The organism is Streptomyces sp. GS7 (genome assembly GCF_009834125.1).
Lineage (GTDB): Bacteria > Actinomycetota > Actinomycetes > Streptomycetales > Streptomycetaceae > Streptomyces.
This window is the reverse complement of sequence record NZ_CP047146.1, coordinates 462742-483886: the sequence shown is the minus strand read 5'-3', so window position 1 is coordinate 483886 and position 21145 is coordinate 462742. Positions and strand designations below refer to the sequence as shown.

17 protein-coding genes are annotated in these 21145 nt (G+C 73.6%); 5 read left to right on the top strand and 12 right to left on the bottom strand.

From position 1 onward, the window contains the following. Positions 1 to 162: 162 nt before the first annotated feature. From GR130_RS02130 to GR130_RS02075, 12 genes are all read right to left on the bottom strand, one after another. Complete coding sequence (locus GR130_RS02130; protein ID WP_159503133.1) at positions 163 to 1677, bottom strand: NADH-quinone oxidoreductase subunit N; 1515 nt, start codon at positions 1675 to 1677, stop codon at positions 163 to 165. Beyond that, positions 1677 to 3272, bottom strand: a complete 1596-nt coding sequence (locus GR130_RS02125; protein WP_159509661.1) for a complex I subunit 4 family protein — start codon at positions 3270 to 3272, stop codon at positions 1677 to 1679. The genes GR130_RS02130 and GR130_RS02125 overlap by 1 nt, the downstream gene beginning before the upstream one ends. A gap of 112 nt (positions 3273 to 3384) precedes the next feature. Further along, a complete protein-coding gene (locus tag GR130_RS02120; protein WP_159503132.1) occupies positions 3385 to 5382 on the bottom strand; it encodes an NADH-quinone oxidoreductase subunit 5 family protein in 1998 nt (665 codons plus the stop codon). Continuing rightward, positions 5379 to 5753, bottom strand: a complete 375-nt coding sequence (gene nuoK, locus GR130_RS02115; protein WP_159503131.1) for an NADH-quinone oxidoreductase subunit NuoK — start codon at positions 5751 to 5753, stop codon at positions 5379 to 5381. Before nuoK ends, GR130_RS02120 begins: the two co-directional genes overlap by 4 nt. Continuing rightward, the gene (locus GR130_RS02110; protein WP_159503130.1) at positions 5753 to 6370 is read right to left on the bottom strand and encodes an NADH-quinone oxidoreductase subunit J family protein; all 618 of its coding nucleotides are present in this window, start codon (positions 6368 to 6370) and stop codon (positions 5753 to 5755) included. Before GR130_RS02110 ends, nuoK begins: the two co-directional genes overlap by 1 nt. Further along, positions 6367 to 7050: a NuoI/complex I 23 kDa subunit family protein gene (locus GR130_RS02105; protein ID WP_443043524.1), complete on the bottom strand. Its 684-nt coding sequence runs from the start codon at positions 7048 to 7050 to the stop codon at positions 6367 to 6369. Before GR130_RS02105 ends, GR130_RS02110 begins: the two co-directional genes overlap by 4 nt. Next, on the bottom strand, positions 7050 to 8015 hold the full coding sequence (locus GR130_RS02100; RefSeq protein ID WP_159503129.1) for a complex I subunit 1/NuoH family protein: 966 nt from the start codon (positions 8013 to 8015) through the stop codon (positions 7050 to 7052). The genes GR130_RS02105 and GR130_RS02100 overlap by 1 nt, the downstream gene beginning before the upstream one ends. Continuing rightward, positions 8012 to 9400: an NADH-quinone oxidoreductase subunit C gene (locus GR130_RS02095; protein ID WP_159503128.1), complete on the bottom strand. Its 1389-nt coding sequence runs from the start codon at positions 9398 to 9400 to the stop codon at positions 8012 to 8014. Before GR130_RS02095 ends, GR130_RS02100 begins: the two co-directional genes overlap by 4 nt. Further along, on the bottom strand, positions 9397 to 10134 hold the full coding sequence (locus GR130_RS02090; protein WP_236572699.1) for an NADH-quinone oxidoreductase subunit B: 738 nt from the start codon (positions 10132 to 10134) through the stop codon (positions 9397 to 9399). Before GR130_RS02090 ends, GR130_RS02095 begins: the two co-directional genes overlap by 4 nt. Further along, positions 10125 to 10526 carry an NADH-quinone oxidoreductase subunit A gene (locus GR130_RS02085; RefSeq protein WP_159503127.1) on the bottom strand — a complete coding sequence of 134 codons (402 nt, stop codon included), beginning with the start codon at positions 10524 to 10526 and terminating at the stop codon, positions 10125 to 10127. The genes GR130_RS02090 and GR130_RS02085 overlap by 10 nt, the downstream gene beginning before the upstream one ends. A 269-nt stretch (positions 10527 to 10795) precedes the next feature. Further along, positions 10796 to 12076: a hypothetical protein gene (locus GR130_RS02080; protein ID WP_236572698.1), complete on the bottom strand. Its 1281-nt coding sequence runs from the start codon at positions 12074 to 12076 to the stop codon at positions 10796 to 10798. 803 nt (positions 12077 to 12879) lie between these two features. Next, on the bottom strand, positions 12880 to 14013 hold the full coding sequence (locus tag GR130_RS02075) for a secretion protein snm4 (protein WP_159503126.1): 1134 nt from the start codon (positions 14011 to 14013) through the stop codon (positions 12880 to 12882). Positions 14014 to 14196: 183 nt separating this feature from the next. On the opposite strand from GR130_RS02075, the gene GR130_RS02070 reads away from it, so the two are divergent. The 5 genes from GR130_RS02070 to GR130_RS02050 all read left to right on the top strand — a co-directional run bounded on the left by GR130_RS02070 (position 14197) and on the right by GR130_RS02050 (position 21132). After that, the gene (locus GR130_RS02070; RefSeq protein ID WP_159503125.1) at positions 14197 to 15432 is read left to right on the top strand and encodes a sensor histidine kinase; all 1236 of its coding nucleotides are present in this window, start codon (positions 14197 to 14199) and stop codon (positions 15430 to 15432) included. A gap of 167 nt (positions 15433 to 15599) precedes the next feature. Next, positions 15600 to 16922 (top strand): sensor histidine kinase, encoded by a 1323-nt coding sequence (locus tag GR130_RS02065; protein WP_159503124.1) that lies wholly within the window; start codon positions 15600 to 15602, stop codon positions 16920 to 16922. A gap of 216 nt (positions 16923 to 17138) precedes the next feature. Continuing rightward, on the top strand, positions 17139 to 17798 hold the full coding sequence (locus GR130_RS02060; RefSeq protein ID WP_328707587.1) for a response regulator transcription factor: 660 nt from the start codon (positions 17139 to 17141) through the stop codon (positions 17796 to 17798). Between the two features lie 294 nt (positions 17799 to 18092). Beyond that, positions 18093 to 20045 carry a 2-oxoacid:acceptor oxidoreductase subunit alpha gene (locus GR130_RS02055; RefSeq protein ID WP_159503122.1) on the top strand — a complete coding sequence of 651 codons (1953 nt, stop codon included), beginning with the start codon at positions 18093 to 18095 and terminating at the stop codon, positions 20043 to 20045. Next, positions 20038 to 21132 (top strand): 2-oxoacid:ferredoxin oxidoreductase subunit beta, encoded by a 1095-nt coding sequence (locus GR130_RS02050; RefSeq protein ID WP_159503121.1) that lies wholly within the window; start codon positions 20038 to 20040, stop codon positions 21130 to 21132. Before GR130_RS02055 ends, GR130_RS02050 begins: the two co-directional genes overlap by 8 nt. Positions 21133 to 21145 lie beyond the last annotated feature (13 nt).

The window sequence follows — 21145 nt, the reverse complement described above, 5'->3', positions numbered from 1 at the left end:
GAACCCTTTGCTTCGTTTCTCCACTCTCCAGTGGACCCTTACTCACTGGTCAACGCGAGAGGGGGTGGGGTGGTTCCCCTGGCGCGGCGGGGAGGTGCCGGGCGGGCGCGCGGCCGTACGGGCCGCCGTACGGCCACGCGCGGGGATCCGGCTGCCGTACGGCTAGAGGAGTGCCCCGGAGGCGAAGCGGAGGACCAGTTGGGGGGCTCCGGACAGGGCGATGCCGAGGGCCGCGGCCAGGGTGATGGCGGTGGTGAGGGCGGCCGGGATCCGGGCGCGGGGCGTTTCGGCGGCCGGGGCTCCGTCGCCGCGGAAGAGGACCGCCGTCCACTGGAGGTAGTAGTAGAGCGCGATCACGACGTTGACGGCCATCACGACGGCGAGCCAGCCCAGGCCGGCGTCGACGGCCGCGGAGAAGACCGTCACCTTGGCGAAGAGGCCGATGATGCCCGGCGGCAGACCGGCGAGGCAGAGCAGGAAGAAGCCGAGGGCGAGCGCCACCAGGGGGCGGCGGGCGTAGAGGCCCCGGTAGTCGGCGATGCGGTGGGCGGGGCTGGTGCGGGCCACCAGGGCGGCGACGGCGAAGGCACCGAGGTTCACCGCGCCGTACATGAGGGCGTAGGCGACGGTGGAGCCGATGGCGTGCGCCGGGTCGTGGGCGTAGCCGGCGGCGGCGATCGGGACCAGGAGGTAGCCGGCCTGGCCCACCGAGGACCAGGCGAGCAGGCGGACCGCGCTGTGGGTCCGGTACGGGTCCTGGCGGAGGGCGGCGACGTTGCCGACGGTCATGGTGAGCGCGGCGAGGACGGCCAGCGCCGGGCCCCAGACGTTCGCGTACGAGGGGAAGCCCCGCACGGTGACCAGGATCAGGCCGGAGAAGCCGACGGCCTTGCCGACCACGGAGAGGTACGCGGCGATCGGCAGCGGCGCGCCGACGTAGGTGTCCGGCACCCAGAAGTGGAACGGGACGGCGGCGGTCTTGAAGGCGAAGCCGACGAGGGTGAGCGCGACTCCGGCGCTCGCGAGGGTGGCCAGGCGGGGGTCCGGGAGGGCGGTGAGGGCGTGCGCCACCTGGGAGAGGTGCAGGCTCCCGGTGGCCGCGTACAGGAAGCTGACGCCGAGCAGCATCACGGCGGTGGCGGCCACGGAGGACAGGAAGAACTTCAGGGCCGCCTCGGAGGAGAGCCGGTCGCCGCGCCGCAGCCCTACGAGGGCGAAGGCGGGCAGGGAGGCGACTTCGAGGGCGATGACCAGGGTGGCGAGGTCCCGGGAGGCGGGCAGCAGGGCGGCGCCGGCCGCGGAGGAGAGCAGCAGGAACCAGTACTCGCCGGTGGGCAGGTCGTGGTCCTTGATGGTGTCGATGGACAGCAGGGCGGTCAGCAGCGCGCCGGCCAGCACCAGGAACTGGATGACCAGCGCGAAGTGGTCGGCCGCGTAACTGCACACGTCCGGCCGGCCGGTGAGGCAGAAGGTGCGGCGGTGGCCGTCCAGGAGGGGCAGCAGGGACAGCGCGGCGAGGGCCAGGCCCGCGGTCGCGATCCAGCCGAGCAGCGGCTTCCGGGCGGCGGGCAGGAAGAGGTCGGCGACCAGCACCGCCAGGGCGACGGCCGCGGCGATGGTGGGCGGGGCGATGGCGAGCCAGTCGACGGACTGGACCAGAGAGGTGACCGGGCTCATCACTTACCGCCTCCGAGGAGCTGCTGGACGGCCGGGTTCGTGAGGCCGAGGAGGGCCGCGGGCCACAGTCCGGCGAGGACGGTGAGGGCGGCGAGGGGGCTCCAGGCCGCGTATTCGTAGCGCGCGAGGTCGGGGATGGCGAGGGCGGCGGGGCGCGGCGCCGTGGTGCCGTCCCCGGGTGCCGGCTCCGCGGTCAGGGTGCCGCCCATGCAGACCCGGCGGACGACGAGCAGCAGGTAGGCCGCGGTCAGCAGGGTGCCGAGGCCGGCCAGTGCCATGAACGTCAGGAAGGCGGGGCGGCTCAGTCCCGCGGCCGGGCGGAAGGCGCCGAACATCGCCAGCATCTCGCCCCAGAAGCCGGCCAGTCCGGGCAGGCCCAGGGAGGCGACGGCCCCGAAGGCGAGCAGTCCGCCGAAGCGGGGCGCCCTGCCGTAGAGAGCGGCGCCGGTGGCGCCCGCCAGGGTGTCGAGGTCGGTGCTGCCGCAGCGGTCCTTGAGGGCGCCGACGAGGAAGAACAGCAGGCCGGTGATCAGGCCGTGCGCGATGTTGGCGAACAGCGCGCCGTTGATCCCGGTGGGGGTCATGCTGGCGATGCCCAGCAGGACGAAGCCCATGTGGCCGACGGAGCTGTAGGCGATCAGGCGCTTGAGGTCGCCCTTGGCGCCCTTGCGGACGAGGGCGAGGCAGGCGAGGGATCCGTAGATGATGCCCACGGCGGCGAACGCGGCGAGGTAGGGCGCGACGGTGTGCATGCCGTCGGGGGTGATGGGCAGCGCGATCCGCACGAAGCCGTAGGTGCCCATCTTCAGCAGGACGCCGGCCAGCAGCACCGAGCCGACGGTGGGGGCGGCGGTGTGGGCGTCGGGCAGCCAGCTGTGCAGCGGCCACAGCGGGGACTTGACGGCCAGTCCGATGCCGACCGCGAGCACCGCGATCAGCTGGACCGTGTGGCTGAGCTGGGCTTTCGGACCGTTGTCAGTGGCGAGTGCGACCATGTCGAACGTGCCGGATTTCAGGCCGATGAGGAGGAGGCCGAGCAGCATGACGACCGAGCCGAGCAGCGTGTAGAGGATGAACTTCCATGCCGCCGCCTGCTTCTGCGCACCGCCCCAGCGGGCGATGAGGAAGTACATCGGGATGAGGACCATCTCGAAGGCGAGGAAGAACAGCATCAGGTCGAGGACGGCGAAGGTCGCGAGGGTGCCGGACTCCAGGACGAGCAGCAGCGCCACAAATGCCTTGGGTGACGGGCCCGTTGGCATCTTGAAGTAGCTGTAGAGGGCGCAGAGGAAGGTCAGCAGCGCGGTCAGGACGAGGAGGGGGAGCGAGATGCCGTCGACGCCGAGGTGGATGCGGATGCCGAGCGCCGGGATCCAGCTGAGGTCGGTGGTGGCCTGCATACGGGCCGGGTGGCCGCGGTCGAAGCCGGCGGCCAGCGCGAGGGTCGCGGCGAGCACGACCGCGGTGACGGTCACGCCGTGGCGCAGTACGGCCTGGTCGGGGTTCTTGCCCTTCAGGCCGGGCGGCGCCGGCAGCAGGGCGGCCAGCGCGCCGACGAGGGGGAGGACGACGGCGGCCGCGAGGAGGATCTGCATGGCGGTGTGATTCACGGGTCAGGCCCACCTCAGGGTTTCGGCTCCGGCGAAGCCGGCTGCGAGGGCTGTCGGCCGGTGGTGCGGGGGTCGGCCCCCGGGGGATGGCAGCACGTCAGGCCCCCGTGGCCGTGGCGACGAGGACGGCGGCGACGGCCAGCACGAGCGAGCCGGCGAGCAGGGCGCCGAGGTAGGTCTGCACGTTCCCGGTCTGGGCGCGGCGGACGGCGGCGCCCAGCCAGCGGGGGGCGGTGCCGGCGCCGCGGACGTAGGTGTCGACGACCTCGCGGTCGAGGAAGCGGACCAGCTCCGCGGCGCCGCGGACGGGCCGTACGAACAGCGCGGCGTAGACGGCGTCCAGGTGGAAGCCGAGGGCCGCGTGGCGGTGCAGCGGGCCGAGCAGGAGGCGGCCGGGGTCGGCCGGGTCCGGGGCCTCGGCGGCGCCCGCGTAGGCCGCGGGGTGGGTGACGATGGCCAGTTCCTCGGCGAGCGCGGGGGCGGCGTCGGCGGCGACGGCGGGCTCGAGGAGGGGGGTGCGAGCGGCCAGGGCGCTGGTGTGGCGCCAGGCGGCGTAGGTGACCAGGCCGCCGACGAGGGCGGCGCCGGTGCCCAGGACGGAGGTGGTCAGGGTCGGTGCGAGCGAGCGCCCGTCGAACCAGGCGGGCAGGAAGGGGGCGGTGAGGCCGAAGCCGACCGTGGGGATGAAGAGGACCCACAGGACGGAGGTCATGGCGAACGGCTGCGGACCGTGGTCCGGGACCTCGGCGCCCCTGCCCCTGAAGACCAGCAGCCACAGACGGGTGGCGTAGGCGGCGGTGAGGAGGGCGGTGAGCAGTCCGGAGACCAGCACGGTCCAGCCGGCGGCGCCGGGGATACCGGCCGCGTGACCGGTGGCGGCGTGCTCGGCGGCGCCCAGGACGGCTTCCTTGGAGAAGAAGCCGGCGAACGGTGGGATGGCGGCGAGCGCGAGCAGCGCGACGGTGACCGTCCAGAAGGCGTCCGGGATGCGCTGGGCGAGGCCGCCCATACGGGACATGGCGGCCAGCGAGTTGGTGCCCGCGGCGTGGATGATCACGCCCGCTCCGAGGAAGAGGAGGGCCTTGAACGCACCGTGGGACAGGAGGTGGAAGACGGCGGCGCCGCGGTCGCCGACGGCCAGCGCACCGGTCATGTAGCCGAGCTGCCCGACGGTCGAGTAGGCCAGTACGCGCTTGATGTCGTCCTGGGCGAGCGCGGCAAGCGCGGAGCCGACCATGGTGATCGCGGCCATCACCGCGAGCACCACCAGCGCCGCCGCGGAGGCGGCGAAGACGGGGAGGAGGCGGGCCACGACGTAGACACCGGCGGCGACCATCGTCGCGGCGTGGATGAGCGCCGAGACGGGCGTCGGGCCGGCCATCGCGTCCGGGAGCCAGGTGTGCAGTGGGAACTGCGCGGACTTGCCCGCGACGCCGGCCAGCAGCAGCAGCGCGATCAGCGTCGGGTGGTCCAGGCCGTCCCGGGTGACGTGGCCGAGGATGCCGGTGATCCGGAACGTACCGGTCTCGGCGGCCAGCGCGAAGATGCCGAAGAGGAAGGGGACGTCGCCGAGCTTGGTGACCAGGAACGCCTTGAGGGAGGCGCTGCGGGCGGCCTCGGTCTCCCAGTAGTGGCCGACGAGGAAGTACGAGCAGATGCCCATGACTTCCCAGCCGACCAGCAGCACCATCAGATCGCCGGTGTAGACGACCAGCAGCATCGCGGAGGTGAAGAGGGAGACCAGCGCGGTGTAGGAGGCGTAGCGCGGGTCGTCGCGCAGATAGCCGGTGGAGTAGATCTGCACACAGGTCGCCACGACGCCGACGAGCACGGCGATCAGCACGGCGAAGCCGTCGAGGTGCAGGGCCAGGTCGACGGGGAGCGAGCCGGTCGGGGTGAGCCGGGTGGCGACGTCGGTGGCCGGGCCGGTGCCCTGGCCGATGGCGACGGTCACCGCGAGCACGGCCGCGGCGAGCGTCGGCAGCACGGCCAGCGGGCGGACGAAGCCGGGTGCGCTCCGCCCCAGGAGGAGGCCGGCGACGGCTCCGAGGAAGGGCAGGAGGGGGACGAGTACGGCGGTGGTCGTGAGCGTCACGCGGCGGCCTCCGCCTTGGTGTCCGGCTGCTGGTGGTCGCCGTCCGCGGCATCCGGCCCGGCCGGCCGCTCGGCGAGGTCGCGGAGCCGGTCGATGTCGGAGCTGCCGCGGTTGCGGTAGACGAGCAGCACGATCGCCAGGCCGATGCCGATCTCGGCGGCGGCGACGGCGATGGTGAAGAGGGTGAGCGCCTGGCCGGCGTGCAGGGTGTCGCGCAGCCAGACGTCGAAGGCGACGAGGTTGAGGTTGACGGCGTTGAGCATCAGCTCGACGGACATCAGCACCAGGATCGCGTTGCGGCGGGCGAGCACGCCGTACAGGCCGGTGCAGAAGAGGAGGACGGCGAGGACGGCCGGGTAGGCGAGATGCATCAGCGCTGCCCCTCCCGGGCGACGGGGGCGTCCGGGGTGCGGCGCACGGCGCCCTTCGCGGAGCCCTCCGCCGCGCCCGTCGCGCCGCCGCCCTTGCGGGAGAGCACGATCGCCCCGACGAGCGCGGCGAGCAGCAGGACGGACAGCGCCTCGAAGGGCAGCACCCAGTACTGGAAGAGGCTGCGCCCGGAGACTGCTGCGGAGCCCTGGACGCCGTCGAGGGTGATCCAGGTGGTGCGGAACGCGTCGACCACGACCCAGACCAGGGCCGCGGCGGAGGCGAGGGCCACCGCGAGCGCGGCCCAGCGGTTGCCCGAATCGGCGTCCGGGGAGCGGCCGATGGGCGCCTTGGTGAGCATCAGCCCGAAGAGCAGCAGGACGACGACGGAGCCGACGTAGATCAGCACCTGCACCCACGCGATGAACTCGGCGGTGAGCAGGAGGTATTCCACGGCGATCCCGCCGAGGGCGACCACCAGCCACAGCGCGGCGTGCACCAGCTGGCGGGAGCTGACGGTCACGATCGCCGCCCCGAGGGTGGCGATACCGACGAGGACGAAGGCGATCTCGACACCCGTGGGCGAGAGGAAGCCGTGGCTTGCGGCGGCGAGCGTCACGTTCCCTCCTCCTTGGTGTCCTTGACGTCCTTGGTGTCCTTGATGCCCTTGGCATCCCGGTCCGGTGTCTCCGGCGCCCCGGCGGGCGCTTCGGCCGCCGCTTCGGCTCCGGCTCCGGCAGCGGCTTCGGCAGCGGCTTCGGCCTCCGCCTCGGCTGCCTGCTGGGCGGCGAGTTTGTCCGCGGCCTTGCGGGCGGCGGCGATCTCCTTGGGCTCCTCGGCCGCCGGGTCCAGCGCGGGCGGCTCGGGCACCGTCCACATCCACTCGCGCAGCTTGTCGCGCTCGTGGGTCAGCTCGCGGATGTCCGTCTCCGCGTACTCGAACTCCGGTGACCAGAAGAGCGCGTCGAACGGGCAGACCTCGATGCAGATACCGCAGTACATGCACAGTGCGAAGTCGATGGCGAAGCGGTCGAGGACGTTCCGGCTGCGCTCCCGGCCCCCGGGCGCGGCCGGCGGCACCGTCTCCTTGTGGGAGTCGATGTAGATGCACCAGTCCGGGCACTCACGGGCGCACAGCATGCAGACCGTGCAGTTCTCCTCGAACAGCCCGATGACGCCGCGCGTACGGGGCGCGAGGTCGGGCTGGACGTCCGGGTACTGGGCGGTGACCGAACGCCGGGTCATCGTGCGCAGGGTGACGGCCAGACCCTTGGCGAGGCCGCTGCCGGGGATACCCATCAGGAGATCACCACCTTGACGATGCCCGTAAGGGCGATCTGGGCGAGGGCGAGCGGGATCAGGACGGTCCAGGCGAGCTTCTGGAGCTGGTCCTCGCGGAGCCGCGGGTAGGTGACCCGCAGCCAGATGACGCCGAAGGCGAGCACCACGGTCTTCAGCAGCGTCCACAGCCAGCCCAGGCCGTCGGCGCCGAACGGGCCGTGCCAGCCGCCCAGGAAGAGGACCGAGGTCAGCGCGCAGAGGACGACGATGCCGGCGTACTCGGCGAGCAGGAAGAGCGCGAAGCGCAGCCCCGTGTACTCGGTGTACGCACCGAAGATGATCTCCGAGTCGGCGACCGGCATGTCGAACGGCGGTCGCTGCAGCTCGGCGAGCCCCGCGGTGAAGAAGACCACGCCGCCGACGATCTGCCACGGCACCCACCACCAGTGGAAGGCGTCGAGGATGCCGGGCAGCGAGAGCGTGCCGGCGGCCATCGCGACGGACGCGGCGGCCAGCAGCATCGGCAGCTCGTACGCGAGCAGCTGCGCGGCCGTCCGCAGACCGCCGAGCAGCGAGAACTTGTTCGCCGACGCCCAGCCCGCCATCAGGGAGCCGAGCACGCCGACGCCCATGACGGCGAGCACGAAGAAGATGCCCGCGTCGAGGGCCTGCCCGACGGCGTTGTGCGGCCCTATCGGGATGGCGACAAGGACCAGGAGGTACGGCAACAGGGCGACGGCCGGCGCGAGTTGGAAGATCCGCCGGTCGGCGCCGGCCGGGACGATGTCCTCCTTCTGCGCGAACTTGACGCCGTCGGCGACCAGTTGCGCCCAGCCGTGGAAGCCGCCCGCGTACATCGGTCCGAGGCGGCCCTGCATGTGGGCCATGACCTTGTGCTCGGTCTGGCCGATGACCAGCGGGAAGACCAGGAAGACGACGAAGACGGCGAGCAGCCGCAGCGCGATGGCGAGGGTGTCGCTCACGGGGTGTCGCCTCCTTCTTCACCGGGCCGGTGGTGGGCGGAGTCGGGCTTCGGGGCGGGGCCTGGGCTGGGGGCGGGCCCGGGTCCGGGGCTGGGGCCTGGTTCGGGCTGGGGCGCGGGCTCGGGCTTCGATTGCGGTTCCGGCTCGGGCGCGGGCTTCGATTCCGGCTCAAGCGTGCGGTCCGGCTCGGGCTTCCGCTCCGGTTCCGGCTTCCGCTCCGGCCGGGATTCGTCGAAGGCCGGGCGGGCGTGGTGCCAGGGCGCGTCGGAGGAACGCGGGGTCGCGGGGGTCTCCTCGGCGGGCGGGGCGGCCGGAACGGCCGGGGCTTCCTCAGGCGCGGCGGTGTCCTTGCCCACCGCGGCGTCCTTGCCCGCCGCCGTGTCCTCGCCCGCGGCGATGTCCTTGCCCGTGGCGGCCTGCTGGCTCGCCGATCCCTCGCTCGCCGAACGCATCCGCCGGGCGGGCCGGTCCGGGCGCCCCGTCACGGTGCCGGCCCCGGTCGCGGTCCCCTCGGCGGCCTCCGTCCCCGCGGCAGCCTCCGTCCCCGCGGTCTGCTGGCTGGCCGAGCCCGCGCTCGCGCTGCGGGTACGCCGGGCCGGGCGCTCGCCGGCGGCGGCACCCGCGCCCCGCGCGGCGCCCGCCGCACGCGCACCACGCGCCGGGCGCGCCGGCGCCGGCGGCAACTGGCCCTTGAGCGGGCCCCACTCGTTGGGGTCGGGCACACCGGGCGGCAGCATCTGCCGCCGCTTGGGCCCGCCGTGCTCGGACTCCCCCGGCTCCTTGGCACCCGGCCACGCCTTGGCGACCCGTGCCGCGAGCACGAAGTCCTTGCGCAGCGGATGTCCCTCGAACTCGTCCGGGAGCAGCAGCGGGACGAGGTGCGGATGACCGGTGAAGTCCACGCCGAACATCTCGTGCGTCTCGCGCTCGTGCCAGGCGGCACCCGCGTACACGCCGACGGCGGTGGGCAGCGCGGGCGCGTCGTGCGGCACGGTCGTCCGGACGAGCAGCCGGCGGACGGTGCCGGGGTGCGCCACCTCCGCGAGGTGGGCGCAGATCCGGAAGCCGGTACCGGGCTCGTCGACGGCGCTCAGCCAGTCGAAGTAGGTGCAGCCGAGGTCGTCGCGGGCGGCGGTGAGCGCGTCGATCCATTCGCCCGCCGGGACGTCCACGGTCAGCAGGTCGTACGCCAGCTCCGCCGTGGCGCCCGTACCGAAGATCTCGCTCGCCGGGCGCGGCAGCCAGCCGACGGCGGGCTCGGGCGCCTCCGCGACGGGACCGGGGACGCTCGCGAGGGACTGCCCGTCCGCTACGGGCTGCCCCGCTTGCTCCTCGGGCTGCTGCGCCGGCTGCGGCTCAGGCTTCTGGTCGGGCTGCTCGCTCATCGGGGGCCCTCCCCCGCCGCGGTGTCCACCGGCTCCTTGGCCGCGCCGGCTTCGTCGGCCTCACCTGCCCCCTCGGTCGCACCGGCCTCCTGTGCCGGACCGGCATCCTTGGCTGCCGGGGGCGCCGCCGGGGGTGCGACGAGCCCGCTGCGCAGCGCGGCGGCGGACGGCCGGCCGGTGCGCGGGTAGCGCTCGCCCAGCGACTCGCGGGCGATCTTCTCCTGGAGCTTGAGGATGCCCTGGAGCAGCGCCTCAGGGCGGGGCGGGCAGCCCGGCACGTACACGTCCACCGGGATGATCTGGTCGACGCCCTTGGTGACCGAGTACGAGTCCCAGTAGGGGCCGCCGCAGTTGGAGCACGCACCGAAGGAGATGACGTACTTCGGCTCCGGCATCTGCTCGTAGAGCCGCTTGACCGCGGGCGCCATCTTGTCGGTGACGGTGCCGGAGACGACCATCAGGTCGGCCTGGCGCGGGCCGGGCGCGAACGGGATCACGCCGAGCCGGATGAAGTCGTGCCGGGCCATGGACGCCGCGATGAACTCGATGGCGCAGCAGGCCAGCCCGAAGTTGAATACCCACAGGCTGTAGCGGCGGCCCCAGTTGAGGACCACCTTCATCGGTTCGGGCGCGAGCCGGGCGAGCGCGCCCAGCCGACGCGGCTCCGGCAGGAACTCGGGGCCGGCGCTCTCGGACGCGGCGGCGGAGCCGGCGGGAACGGGGATCACGTCCATTCCAGGACGCCCTTCTTCCATGCGTAGAGCAGGCCGACGGTCAGGAAGCCGAGGAAGACGAACATCTCCGCCAGCGTCACGCCGCCGAATCCGGGGGCGGCGAAGACCGTCGCCCAGGGGAACAGGAAGATCGAGTCGACGGCGAAGATGACATAGAGGAACGCGTAGACGTAGTAGCGGACCTGGGTGTGCGCCCAGCCCTCGCCGACCGGGTCCACACCACATTCATACGTCAGCAGCTTCTCGGGCGTCGGCACCACAGGCCGCAGCAGCCGCCCGGCCCCGAAGGCCACGGCGACGAACAGCACCCCGACCACGGCGATGATCCCGACGACCGAGTAGCCCTGGAAGTAGTCCGCGGCGACGGTGGTGCGTACGGTCGCGTCCAGCACGTCCGCCCCTCGCTCCCTGACTGCGCTTGTTCAACGACTTCGACGATCTGTACGGACGGAGTCTAGGCCCTGCCCCGGCCGCGCTGAGCAGCCGCGTCGCGGCGGATGGCCTGGTTGTCCCCACTTCGCCCTTCCTGGGTGGCCGGCAGCGTAGACGGCCGCTCCGCTTGTCTCAGAAGGTGTCTCACAGAGCGGACGGCGGGGGTCTGCATGGCGGGATGGGGCCGGGCAGGGCGGTGGCGGCCGGACTCCGTCACGGCCGGTCCGGGTCAGCTCCGAGAGCCGCCATAGGGGGTGCGGGGATCGGCCTGCGGGGGCGGGGGCGCCGACGGGGGCCGGGGGTGGGCCGGCGGCGCGGCGGACGCCGGGGCCTGCGGCGGGTACGGCTGCGGCGGGTACGGCTGCGGCGGGTACGGCTGCGCTGCCGGCTGGGCAACCGGCTGGGGCCGGTGCGCCGCATGCGTCCGGGGGTGGCTCTGCGGCGCCTGGTGCTGCGGCTGGTGCGATGTCTGCTGCCGCGTCGTCGCCCGCGGCTGAGGTGTCGGCTGCTGCATCGTCGGATGCTGCTGCGGTGTCGGCTGCGGCTGCAGCCGCGGCTGCGGGGATTCCTGGTGGGGCGTGGGCTGCTGCCGGCGGCGGTGCGGGTCGCGGGAGACCGCGCGGTCCATGGCCTCGGCCGCGATCCGCGCCGCGGCCTCCCGCGTCCGCTCCCCCAGCAGCTCCGGGCGGATGGCGCCGCCGGCCGCCAGATGGCGGTCGTACGGCAGCGGCAGCACCGCCGCTCCCCCGGCGCCCAGATGGCCGGCGGCCTTGCGGACGTCGACGCCGCTGTCGGGCGAGGAGTGGGTGAGCACCACGACCGTGGTCGGCAGGAGGCCCGGGTGCAGACCGCCGACCCAGTCCAGCACGGAGCGGGTGGCCGCGACGCCCTCCGGGGTCGCCGGGGTGACCAGGACCCGGGCCTGGGTCGTCACCAGCGCGGTGCGCGCCACCTCGGCGGGCAGCGTCTCGCAGTCCACGACCGTGGCCGCGAAGTGGCGGCGCAGGGAGGTCATCACCACGCGGTACGCGTCGATGTCCAGCCGCGCCCCGATGGAGCCCTGACTGCCGGGCAGCAGCCAGCCGCCCCCGGCGAAGGGGAGGAGATAGCCGGTCAGGTCCGTGATGAGCATCGACGGATCGACGATCTGCGCCAGATCGCTGCCGGACCAGCGCACTTCACGGGCGCCGAGCCGGTGCGGGAGCGTGCCCAGCGCCGGGTCGGCCTCGACGGCGAGCACCGGATCGGAGCGGTAGTGCGCGAAGGTCAGCGCCAGGAGGGCGGCCACGGTGGACTTGCCGGCGCCGCCGCGGATGCTGGAGACGGCGATCTGCCGGCCCGTGGACACCGGTTGCTGGATGGCGTACGCGGCCTGGGTGACGGCGGCGGTCTCGGCGGCCGGGGACGACGCGAACACCCGGCGCAGGGCCCGGCCCGCGCGCCGGGTCAGCGGGTCGCCGCGCCGGGGCCGGGGCTGCCCGTCGGCCAATTCGGGCGGCAGCAGCGGCACGGACACCGGGGTCCGGGCGGGCAGCCCGGCACGACCGTAGCGACCGGGATCGGGGGCCGAGGGAGCCGAGGGAGCCAAGGGGGGTGAGGGAGCGGCGCCGGGGGCCACGGCGGGCACCGGCATCGGGGCGGTGGCAGCCGTCGGGTGCGGGGCAGCCGGGCCCGGCGCGGCAGGCGCGGCGGGAGCGGCAGGCGCGACGCGCCCGGCAGGCGGCGCCGGTGCCGCGGGGCCGGTCCACGGCGTGCCGGGGGCCGGCGGCGCTCCTCCGGGAGCCGCCGCAGGTATCGGCCGTGCGGCCGGCATCGCCTCGGGGGGCATCGGCGCCGAGGGCGCCGCCACGGGCTTGGGGTCGAACGGCGACGCCTCAACAGCCGCCGGCGCAACGGGAGTCGCCGGCGCGGGGGCCGACACCGCAGGTGCCGGCTCCGGCACCGCAGGGACCGCTGCCGGCATCGGTACCACCGCCGGCAGCGCGCCCGGCGCGTTCCCGGCGTCCGCCGCCGCACCGCTCGCCATCTCCACACCCTTCGTACTCACCGGACCCGCACCCCCTCCCCGCGCCTCGCGGTCGCGCGGCTCACCCGTCTCTCCGCCCGCCCGGCCTTCCTGCCGACCGCGCCGTTCCTGCCGTTCCTGCCGTTCCTGCCGTTCCTGCATTCCGAACTGCTCCGCGCCCTGCGGAAGTTCCGGTGGCGCCGGGTCTTCACAGGATTTCCCCCGCGGATCCCCGCCGGGGCAGCCCTCGTCTCCGCCGGCACCACCCCCCTCACCCCTCACCCCTCCCGCCGTTCCCGCCTGCCCGGTCAGGACCCGCCCCACAGGAGCCCGTAGAGCCCGCAGGCGCCCAGGCCCACCGGGATCAGCGCCACCATGCTCACCGACTCGACGAGGTCCAACCAGCGCCACAGCCGGGCCCGGAGCGGTTCCGGCACCCGTACGGCGAGCACCGCCGCCGGCACCGCGGCCAGGACGCACAGCGCGGCCAGGGCGAGGCCCGGGGCCCCGCCGGCCGTGGCGCAGAGGAGGACGAGCCGTACGCAGACGGCCGCGCCGGCCGCGAGCAGCGCGACCACCTCGATGGCGAGGGGGTAGGCGCGGGCCCGGGAGAACAGGACCACGGACAGCAGGACGGCGGTGAGCACCGACCAGATGCCGCCGTCGCCCGCCACGAGGACGCCGGCCGCGCCGGCCGAGGCCGCCATGGCCACCGTGGCCGGGGCCAGCCCCCGGTGGGTGGCACCCAGCGCGGCGGCCACCTGGTGCCGGCTGACCGGGGTGCCACCGGAGTGCCGGTCGTCCAGCCGGGTCAGACCGGCCGCGGTCAGGGCCAGCCGGGGCAGCGCCCCGAGGGCGAGTACGGAGAGGAAGCCGAGGGCGGCTCCCGTAGGGGTGGGGCCGGTCAGGGCCAGGCCCGCCTCCCAGGCGCCCACGGCGAGCGCGAGCGCCGCCGCTCCCGTGAGGCCGCCACGCCCGAGGCCGGTGCGGAGTCCGAGGAGTGCGAGGACGGCGGCGGCGGTGAGTCCGACGGCGGCGAGCCGGGCGGCGCCCGCCGGGGCGGCCTGCCAGGCGGCGACGGCGCCGAGGGTGCCGCCGGACAGCAGCAGGGCGGTGCCGGGGGCGGGCCGCCCGGTGCGGGCCGGGGCGGCGAGGGCGGCGCCGGCGCCGGCGGCCACGACGGCGACGCCGCCGAGCCAGCGGGCGGCGGCGCCGTCCCCGTACCAGGCGCCCGCGCACACCCCGGCGACCGCGGCGAGCAGCACGCTCGCCGTCACCGCGGTCCAGGTCCGGCTCGGCTCGCCCCACCCCCAGCCGTGGACGTCCAGGGGGTCGGCCGCGTCACCGGTGAGGTCCCTGCCGGCCGGGGCCGTCGCGGGTACCGTCCGGCCGCTGCCGCGCTGCCCGGCCCCCGCGCCCACGCCCGTATTCACACTCGTCATGTCCACGCGGCCCCGTTCTGCACCGCAACACCATACGGTCCCGCCGCGGAGCCCTGTCCACACCGGTCGCGTAACGGAGCGGCACCAACCCGCGCCGATACGGCGGGTGGTGGGGCAAACCCCACCCCCGCCACCCCACGAACCCCATGGCACGCCGGTCGCGGGACCGGCAAGCTGGGAGGTATGACGGAAAGTTCCCAGCTCACCGACCCCGCCGACGCCCGTGACGGTGTCTCACTGCCGCCGCCCAGGGCGCCGCTCAGCGGCTGGACCTGGCGGGAGATCGGGTATCTGCTGGTCAACTTCCCGCTGGACGTGGTGGCGTTCGTGGTGCTGGCGGTGTGGCTGGTGGCGGGGCTGGCGCTGTCCGTCACGGTGGTCGGACTGCCGCTGCTGGCGACGGGGCTGACGGCCTGTCGGCAGTACGGGAGGCTGGAGCGGGCCCGGGCGCGCTCATGGCTGGGGGTGGCGGTGGACGAGCCGAGCCGGCTGCGGCCTCGGGAGCGCGGGTTCTTCGGGTGGCTGTGGACGTGTCTGAAGGACCCGGTCGCCTGGCGGCACGCGCTGTTCGCGTTCGTCCGGCTGCCGTGGGGCATCCTCACGTTCTCGGTCGTCCTCGTCTCGCTCGTCGTGGGCTGGCCGGTGCTGCCCTGGGTGGCGCGCTGGCTGTCCAACGCGGACCGGGCGATGGTGCGCGGGCTGCTGTCGCCGTCCGACGAACTGGAGCGGCGGATCGCCGAGCTGGAGTCGGACCGGGTGGTGGTCACCGACACCGCGGCGGCCGATCTGCGGCGTATCGAGCGGGACCTGCACGACGGCGCGCAGGCCCGGCTGGTGGCGCTCGCCATGGGACTGGGGCTGGCCAAGGAGAAGCTGCTGGAGGGCCGGGCCGACGAGAGCGTGGCGGCAATGGTGGACGAGGCGCACGGCGAGGTGAAGCTGGCGCTCCAGGAGCTGCGGGACCTGGCCCGGGGCATCCATCCGGCGATCCTGACCGACCGCGGTCTGGGGCCCGCGCTGGCGTCACTGGCCGGGCGCTGCACGGTGCCGGTGACCACGTCCGTGGATCTGGCCGAGCGGCCCGCCCCCGCCATCGAGGGCATCGTCTACTTCACCGTCTCCGAGCTGCTCCAGAACGTCTCCAAGCACAGCGCCGCGCGGCAGGCGTCCGTGGAGGTGTGGCGGTCCCGGGACCGGCTGCTGCTCCAGGTGCGGGACGACGGGAAGGGCGGCGCGCGGCTGGACGGCGGCAGCGGGATGGCCGGCCTCGCCGAGCGGCTGGGGTCGGTGGACGGGCTGTTCGTCCTGGATTCGCCGGCGGGCGGGCCGACGCGGGTGACGGCGGAGGTCCCGTGGCGGCCGCGGCCCGGGGGGCGTGCGCAGGGCGACCGGGGGAAGGGCGGGCACGGGCGCCGCTGACCGGCCGCGCGGGGGTGGGGAAAACCCCCGGGGAAGACTGCGAGCAGCCTCATGGTCCGGGCGCCGGCGGTGGCGGAACCTGGTAATGGGCCGGCGGGTATCGGAGCCGGCCGGAATCGGAGCCGGGTACGGCACGGGCCGCCACGGCAGAAACGGACGACGAGAGCATGGATACCGCGCACTCCGCTTACCCCCAGCACGCCCGCGGTCCCCGGGTGCCCGTGGGGCTGCGCGCCCCCTTCTCCGGGCGCACCTGGCGGGAGTTCCTGCACCTCTTCCTCAGCGTCCCGATGGCGAGCCTGATGTTCTGCTACGCGATCGCGGTGGTCTCGCTGTCGGCCGGTCTGCTGATCACGTTCGTGGGCATCCCGGTACTGGCCGGCGGCCTCGTCGGTGCCCGGGGGCTGGGCACTTTGGAACGCCTCCGGGCCCGGGCCCTGCTGGACGTGGACGTGGCCGATCCGGCGCCGGTCCGCCCGCCGAAGCCGGGCCTGATGGGGTGGGTCGGGGCGGTGCTCAAGAGCGGTGTGTCCTGGCGGCATCTGCTCTACTCGCTGCTGCACTTCCCGTGGGCGCTCTTCGCGTTCGTCTTCGCGACGACGTTCTGGGCGGTGGGCTGGGCGCTGCTGGTCTATCCGCTGTGGGCGTGGACGTTCCCCCAGTACACCGCCCAGCCCGGCCTCCAGCTCTGGGGCGACGGCTACGGCCACGGCCTCTACCTCGACTCCCCCCTGGCGATCGGGCTCACCAGCGGCGTCGGGCTGCTGCTGGTCCTGGCCGGGCCGTGGGTGATCCACGGGCTGACGCAGGTGGACCGGGTCCTGGTCCGCGGCCTGCTGGGGCCGTCGCCGCTGGCCACCCGGGTCTCGGAGCTGGAGTCGGACCGCGGGGTGGTGGTGGACACCGCCGCCGCCGATCTGCGGCGTATCGAGCGGGACCTGCACGACGGCGCGCAGGCCCGGCTGGTCGCGCTGGCGATGGATCTGGGCCTGGCGAAGGAGAAGCTGGCCGAGGACCCGCAGGCCGCGGCGCGCATGGTGGGCGAGGCGCACGGCGAGGTGAAGACCGCCCTCCAGGAGCTGCGGGACCTGGCCCGCGGGATCCACCCGGCGATCCTGACCGACCGCGGTCTGGGCCCGGCGCTGTCCGCGCTGGCCGCGCGCTGCACGGTTCCGGTGGCGGTCCAGGTCGACCTGGACCGGCGCCCGGCCGCGGCGATCGAGGGCATCGCGTACTTCACCGTCTCCGAGCTGCTGCAGAACGTCTCCAAGCACGCCCGGGCCGGCCGCGCGACGGTGGACGTCTGGCGCACCGCGGACCGGCTGATGCTGCTGGTGTCGGACGACGGCCGGGGCGGTGCGCACACCGAGGCGGGCAGCGGGCTGGCCGGTCTCGCCGAGCGGCTGGACTCGGTCGACGGCCTGCTGGTCGTGGAGTCCCCCGAGGGCGGCCCGACCGCCGTCACCGCCGAGCTGCCGTGGCGCGGCTGACCGCAGCCGGGCCGCGCTCCTGAAGCCGCGCGGCCGGAGCCGGGACGGGGGTCCGGCTCCGGCCGCGCCGTCCGCCTCCCCCTCGTCCCCCTCCCTTTCGTCCCCCTCCCCCTACGTTCCGCCTCACCCGCCCGCCCCCGTCCGGATGCTGGAATGCTGGGGGCTGGCAGGGTGGGACCGTACGGAGCTGGGGGACGTGTAGTCGTGGAGGACAAGGTGCAGGTGGTCATCGCCGAGGATTCGGTGCTGCTGCGGGAGGGCCTGACGCGGTTGCTGACCGACCGCGGGCACGAGGTCGTGGCCGGGGTCGGCGACGCCGAGGCGTTGATCAAGGTGATCGGGGAGCTGGCGGACGGGGGCACGCTGCCGGACGTGGTGGTGGCGGATGTGCGGATGCCGCCGACCCACACCGACGAGGGCGTACGGGCCGCGGTCCGGCTGCGCCGGGACCACCCCGAGCTGGGGGTGCTGGTGCTGTCGCAGTACGTGGAGGAGCAGTACGCGACCGAGTTGCTGGCCGGTTCGAGCCGGGGCGTCGGCTATCTGCTCAAGGACCGGGTCGCCGAGGTGCGGGAGTTCGTGGACGCGGTGGTGCGGGTGGCGCGCGGCGGTACGGCGCTGGACCCGGAGGTGGTGGCCCAGCTGCTGGGCCGCAGCCGCAAGCAGGACGTGCTGGCCCACCTGACGCCGCGGGAGCGGGAGGTGCTCGGGCTGATGGCCGAGGGCCGGACGAACTCCGCGATCGCCCGGCAGCTGGTGGTGAGCGACGGCGCCGTCGAGAAGCACGTCAGCAACATCTTCCTGAAGCTGGGCCTGGCTCCGAGTGACGGGGATCACCGCCGGGTGCTTGCGGTACTCACCTATCTCGACTCCTGAACACCTGACACTCTGTCAGATGTGCAGGCCGGGGCGGCACCCATCCAAAACCGGGACCTTGGACGTAGAACCAATAGACGAGACCGGAGCGTGCGGAGAACAGGGCCACGGGGGCAATGATTCGATGACAAAACAGGTCAGAACGGCGTCTCACCTCGGTGTCCACGATGTGACCGACCCAGGGAAGGACACCCTTACCCAAGTACGATGGATATGGGACAACCGGTCGGTCCGATACGTCCCGAGCCCTGCCTCCGGCGGGGATGCCGCACCCCTTGAGGGAGGTCCGAAGCAGTGACCAGCCAGGTCAGTAGCACAGCCGAGCAGGCCGACGGAGCGCTTGTCGGGGAACAGCGCAGCCCCGGCAGCGGGGACCCGGGCAAGGAAGTCCGGCGCCTGGACCGGGTGATCATCCGGTTCGCCGGCGACTCCGGTGACGGTATGCAGCTCACCGGTGACCGGTTCACGTCCGAGACGGCGTCCTTCGGCAACGACCTGTCGACGCTGCCGAACTTCCCCGCCGAGATCCGGGCCCCCGCCGGCACCCTCCCGGGCGTCTCCAGCTTCCAGCTGCACTTCGCCGACCACGACATCCTCACCCCCGGTGACGCGCCGAACGTGCTCGTGGCGATGAACCCGGCCGCCCTGAAGGCGAACATCGGCGACGTGCCGCGCGGCGCGGAGATCATCGTCAACACCGACGAGTTCACCAAGCGCCCGATGGCGAAGGTGGGCTATGCCACCAGCCCGCTGGAGGACGGCTCGCTGGAGGCGTACAACGTCCACCCGGTGCCGCTGACGACGCTGACCATCGAGGCGCTGAAGGAGTTCGGGCTCTCCCGCAAGGAGGCCGAGCGCAGCAAGAACATGTTCGCGCTGGGGCTGCTCTCCTGGATGTACCACCGCCCGACCGAGGGCACCGAGAAGTTCCTGCGCGCCAAGTTCGCCAAGAAGCCGGACATCGCGGAGGCGAACGTCACCGCCTTCCGTGCCGGCTGGAACTTCGGCGAGACCACCGAGGACTTCGCGACGTCCTACGAGGTCGCCCCGGCCACCACCGCCTTCCCGACCGGCACGTACCGCAACATCTCCGGGAACCTCGCGCTGTCCTACGGGCTGGTCGCGGCGAGCCGGCAGGCCGACCTGCCGCTGTACCTGGGCTCGTACCCGATCACCCCGGCCTCCGACATCCTGCACGAGCTGTCCAAGCACAAGAACTTCGGTGTGCGGACGTTCCAGGCGGAGGACGAGATCGCCGGCATCGGCGCGGCGCTGGGCGCGGCCTTCGGCGGCTCGCTGGCCGTGACCACGACCTCGGGCCCCGGTGTGGCGCTGAAGTCGGAGACCATCGGCCTCGCGGTCAGCCTCGAACTCCCGCTGCTGATCGTGGACATCCAGCGCGGCGGCCCCTCGACGGGCCTGCCCACCAAGACCGAGCAGGCCGACCTGCTCCAGGCGATGTACGGGCGCAACGGCGAGGCTCCGGTGCCGATCGTGGCACCGAAGACGCCCGCCGACTGCTTCGACGCGGCGCTGGAGGCGGCCCGGATCGCGCTCACCTACCGCACCCCGGTCCTCCTGCTCTCCGACGGCTACCTGGCCAACGGCTCGGAGCCCTGGCGCATCCCCGAGGTGGACGAACTCCCCGACCTGCGCGTGCAGTTCGCCGCCGGCCCCAACCACGAGCTGACGGACGGCACCGAGGTGTTCTGGCCCTACAAGCGCGACCCGCAGACGCTGGCGCGCCCGTGGGCCGTCCCCGGCACGCCCGGTCTGGAGCACCGGATCGGCGGCATCGAGAAGCAGGACGGCACCGGCAACATCTCGTACGCCCCGGCCAACCACGACTTCATGGTGCGCACCCGCCAGGCCAAGGTGGACGGCATCGACGTCCCGGACGCCGAGGTCGACGACCCGGTGGACGAGAGCGGCCGGGGCGCCGGCACGCTGGTGGTGGGCTGGGGTTCGACGTACGGCCCGATCACCGCCGCGGTACGGCGCGTGCGGGGCGCCGGGGAGCGCATCGCACAGGTGCATCTGCGCCACCTCAACCCCTTCCCGCGGAATCTCGGCGAGGTCCTCGGGCGTTACGACAAGGTGATCGTGCCGGAGATGAACCTCGGGCAGCTCGCCACCCTGCTGCGCGCCAGGTATCTGGTCGACGCGCGCTCGCACACCCAGGTCAGCGGAATGCCGTTCAAGGCCGAGCAGCTCGCGGAGGTCTTTAAGGAGGCCATCAATGACTGAGACGATCTCGGAGGGGGCCTCGCAGATCGAGGCGCTCTCCCTGGTGCCCAAGGCCGAGGCCAAGCAGTCCATGAAGGACTTCAAGTCCGACCAGGAAGTGCGCTGGTGCCCCGGTTGCGGTGACTACGCCGTCCTCGCCGCCGTCCAGGGCTTCATGCCCGAACTCGGCCTGGCGAAGGAGAACATCGTCTTCGTCTCCGGCATCGGCTGCTCCTCCCGCTTCCCGTACTACATGAACACCTACGGGATGCACTCCATCCACGGCCGCGCCCCGGCCATCGCCACCGGCCTGGCCTCCTCGCGCCGCGACCTGTCCGTCTGGGTCGTCACCGGCGACGGCGACGCGCTGTCCATCGGCGGCAACCACCTCATCCACGCGCTGCGGCGCAACGTCAACCTCAAGATCCTGCTGTTCAACAACCGGATCTACGGGCTGACCAAGGGCCAGTACAGCCCCACCTCCGAACTCGGCAAGATCACCAAGTCGACGCCGATGGGCTCGCTGGACGCGCCGTTCAACCCGGTCTCGCTGGCACTCGGCGCCGAGGCGACCTTCGTCGCCCGCACCATCGACTCCGACCGCAAGCACCTGACCTCGGTGCTGCGCGAGGCCGCCGCGCACCCCGGCACGGCACTGGTGGAGATCTACCAGAACTGCAACATCTTCAACGACGGCGCCTTCGAGGTCCTCAAGGACAAGGAACAGGCCCAGGAAGCCGTGATCCGCCTGGAGCACGGGCAGCCGATCCGGTTCGGCACCCCGGCACCCGACGGCCTGGGCTCCAAGGGCGTGGTCCGCGACCCGTCCTCCGGCGACCTCATGATCATCGACGTCACCGAGGAGGGCGCCGACGGCGTCCTGGTGCACGACGCGCACAGCCCCTCCCCCACCACGGCGTTCGCCCTCTCCCGGCTCGCCGACCCCGACACCCTGCACCGCACCCCGATCGGCGTGCTGCGCAACGTCGACCGGCCGGTCTACGACACGCTGATGGCCGACCAACTGGAGCACGCCGTCGAGCAGCAGGGCAAGGGCGACCTCTCCGCCCTGCTGGCCGGCAACGACACCTGGACGGTCGTCGGCTGACGGACCGCCGCCA

Coding starts and splice junctions, on each gene's coding strand:
- GR130_RS02130 (WP_159503133.1), bottom strand. CDS start 1,677: ATGAGCCCGGTCACCTCTCTGGTCCAGTCCGTCGACTGGCTCGCCATC.
- GR130_RS02125 (WP_159509661.1), bottom strand. CDS start 3,272: ATGCAGATCCTCCTCGCGGCCGCCGTCGTCCTCCCCCTCGTCGGCGCG.
- nuoK (WP_159503131.1), bottom strand. CDS start 5,753: ATGCATCTCGCCTACCCGGCCGTCCTCGCCGTCCTCCTCTTCTGCACC.
- GR130_RS02105 (WP_443043524.1), bottom strand. CDS start 7,050: ATGGGTATCCCCGGCAGCGGCCTCGCCAAGGGTCTGGCCGTCACCCTG.
- GR130_RS02095 (WP_159503128.1), bottom strand. CDS start 9,400: ATGAGCGAGCAGCCCGACCAGAAGCCTGAGCCGCAGCCGGCGCAGCAG.
- GR130_RS02090 (WP_236572699.1), bottom strand. CDS start 10,134: ATGGACGTGATCCCCGTTCCCGCCGGCTCCGCCGCCGCGTCCGAGAGC.
- GR130_RS02075 (WP_159503126.1), bottom strand. CDS start 14,013: ATGACGAGTGTGAATACGGGCGTGGGCGCGGGGGCCGGGCAGCGCGGC.
- GR130_RS02070 (WP_159503125.1), top strand. CDS start 14,197: ATGACGGAAAGTTCCCAGCTCACCGACCCCGCCGACGCCCGTGACGGT.
- GR130_RS02065 (WP_159503124.1), top strand. CDS start 15,600: ATGGATACCGCGCACTCCGCTTACCCCCAGCACGCCCGCGGTCCCCGG.
- GR130_RS02050 (WP_159503121.1), top strand. CDS start 20,038: ATGACTGAGACGATCTCGGAGGGGGCCTCGCAGATCGAGGCGCTCTCC.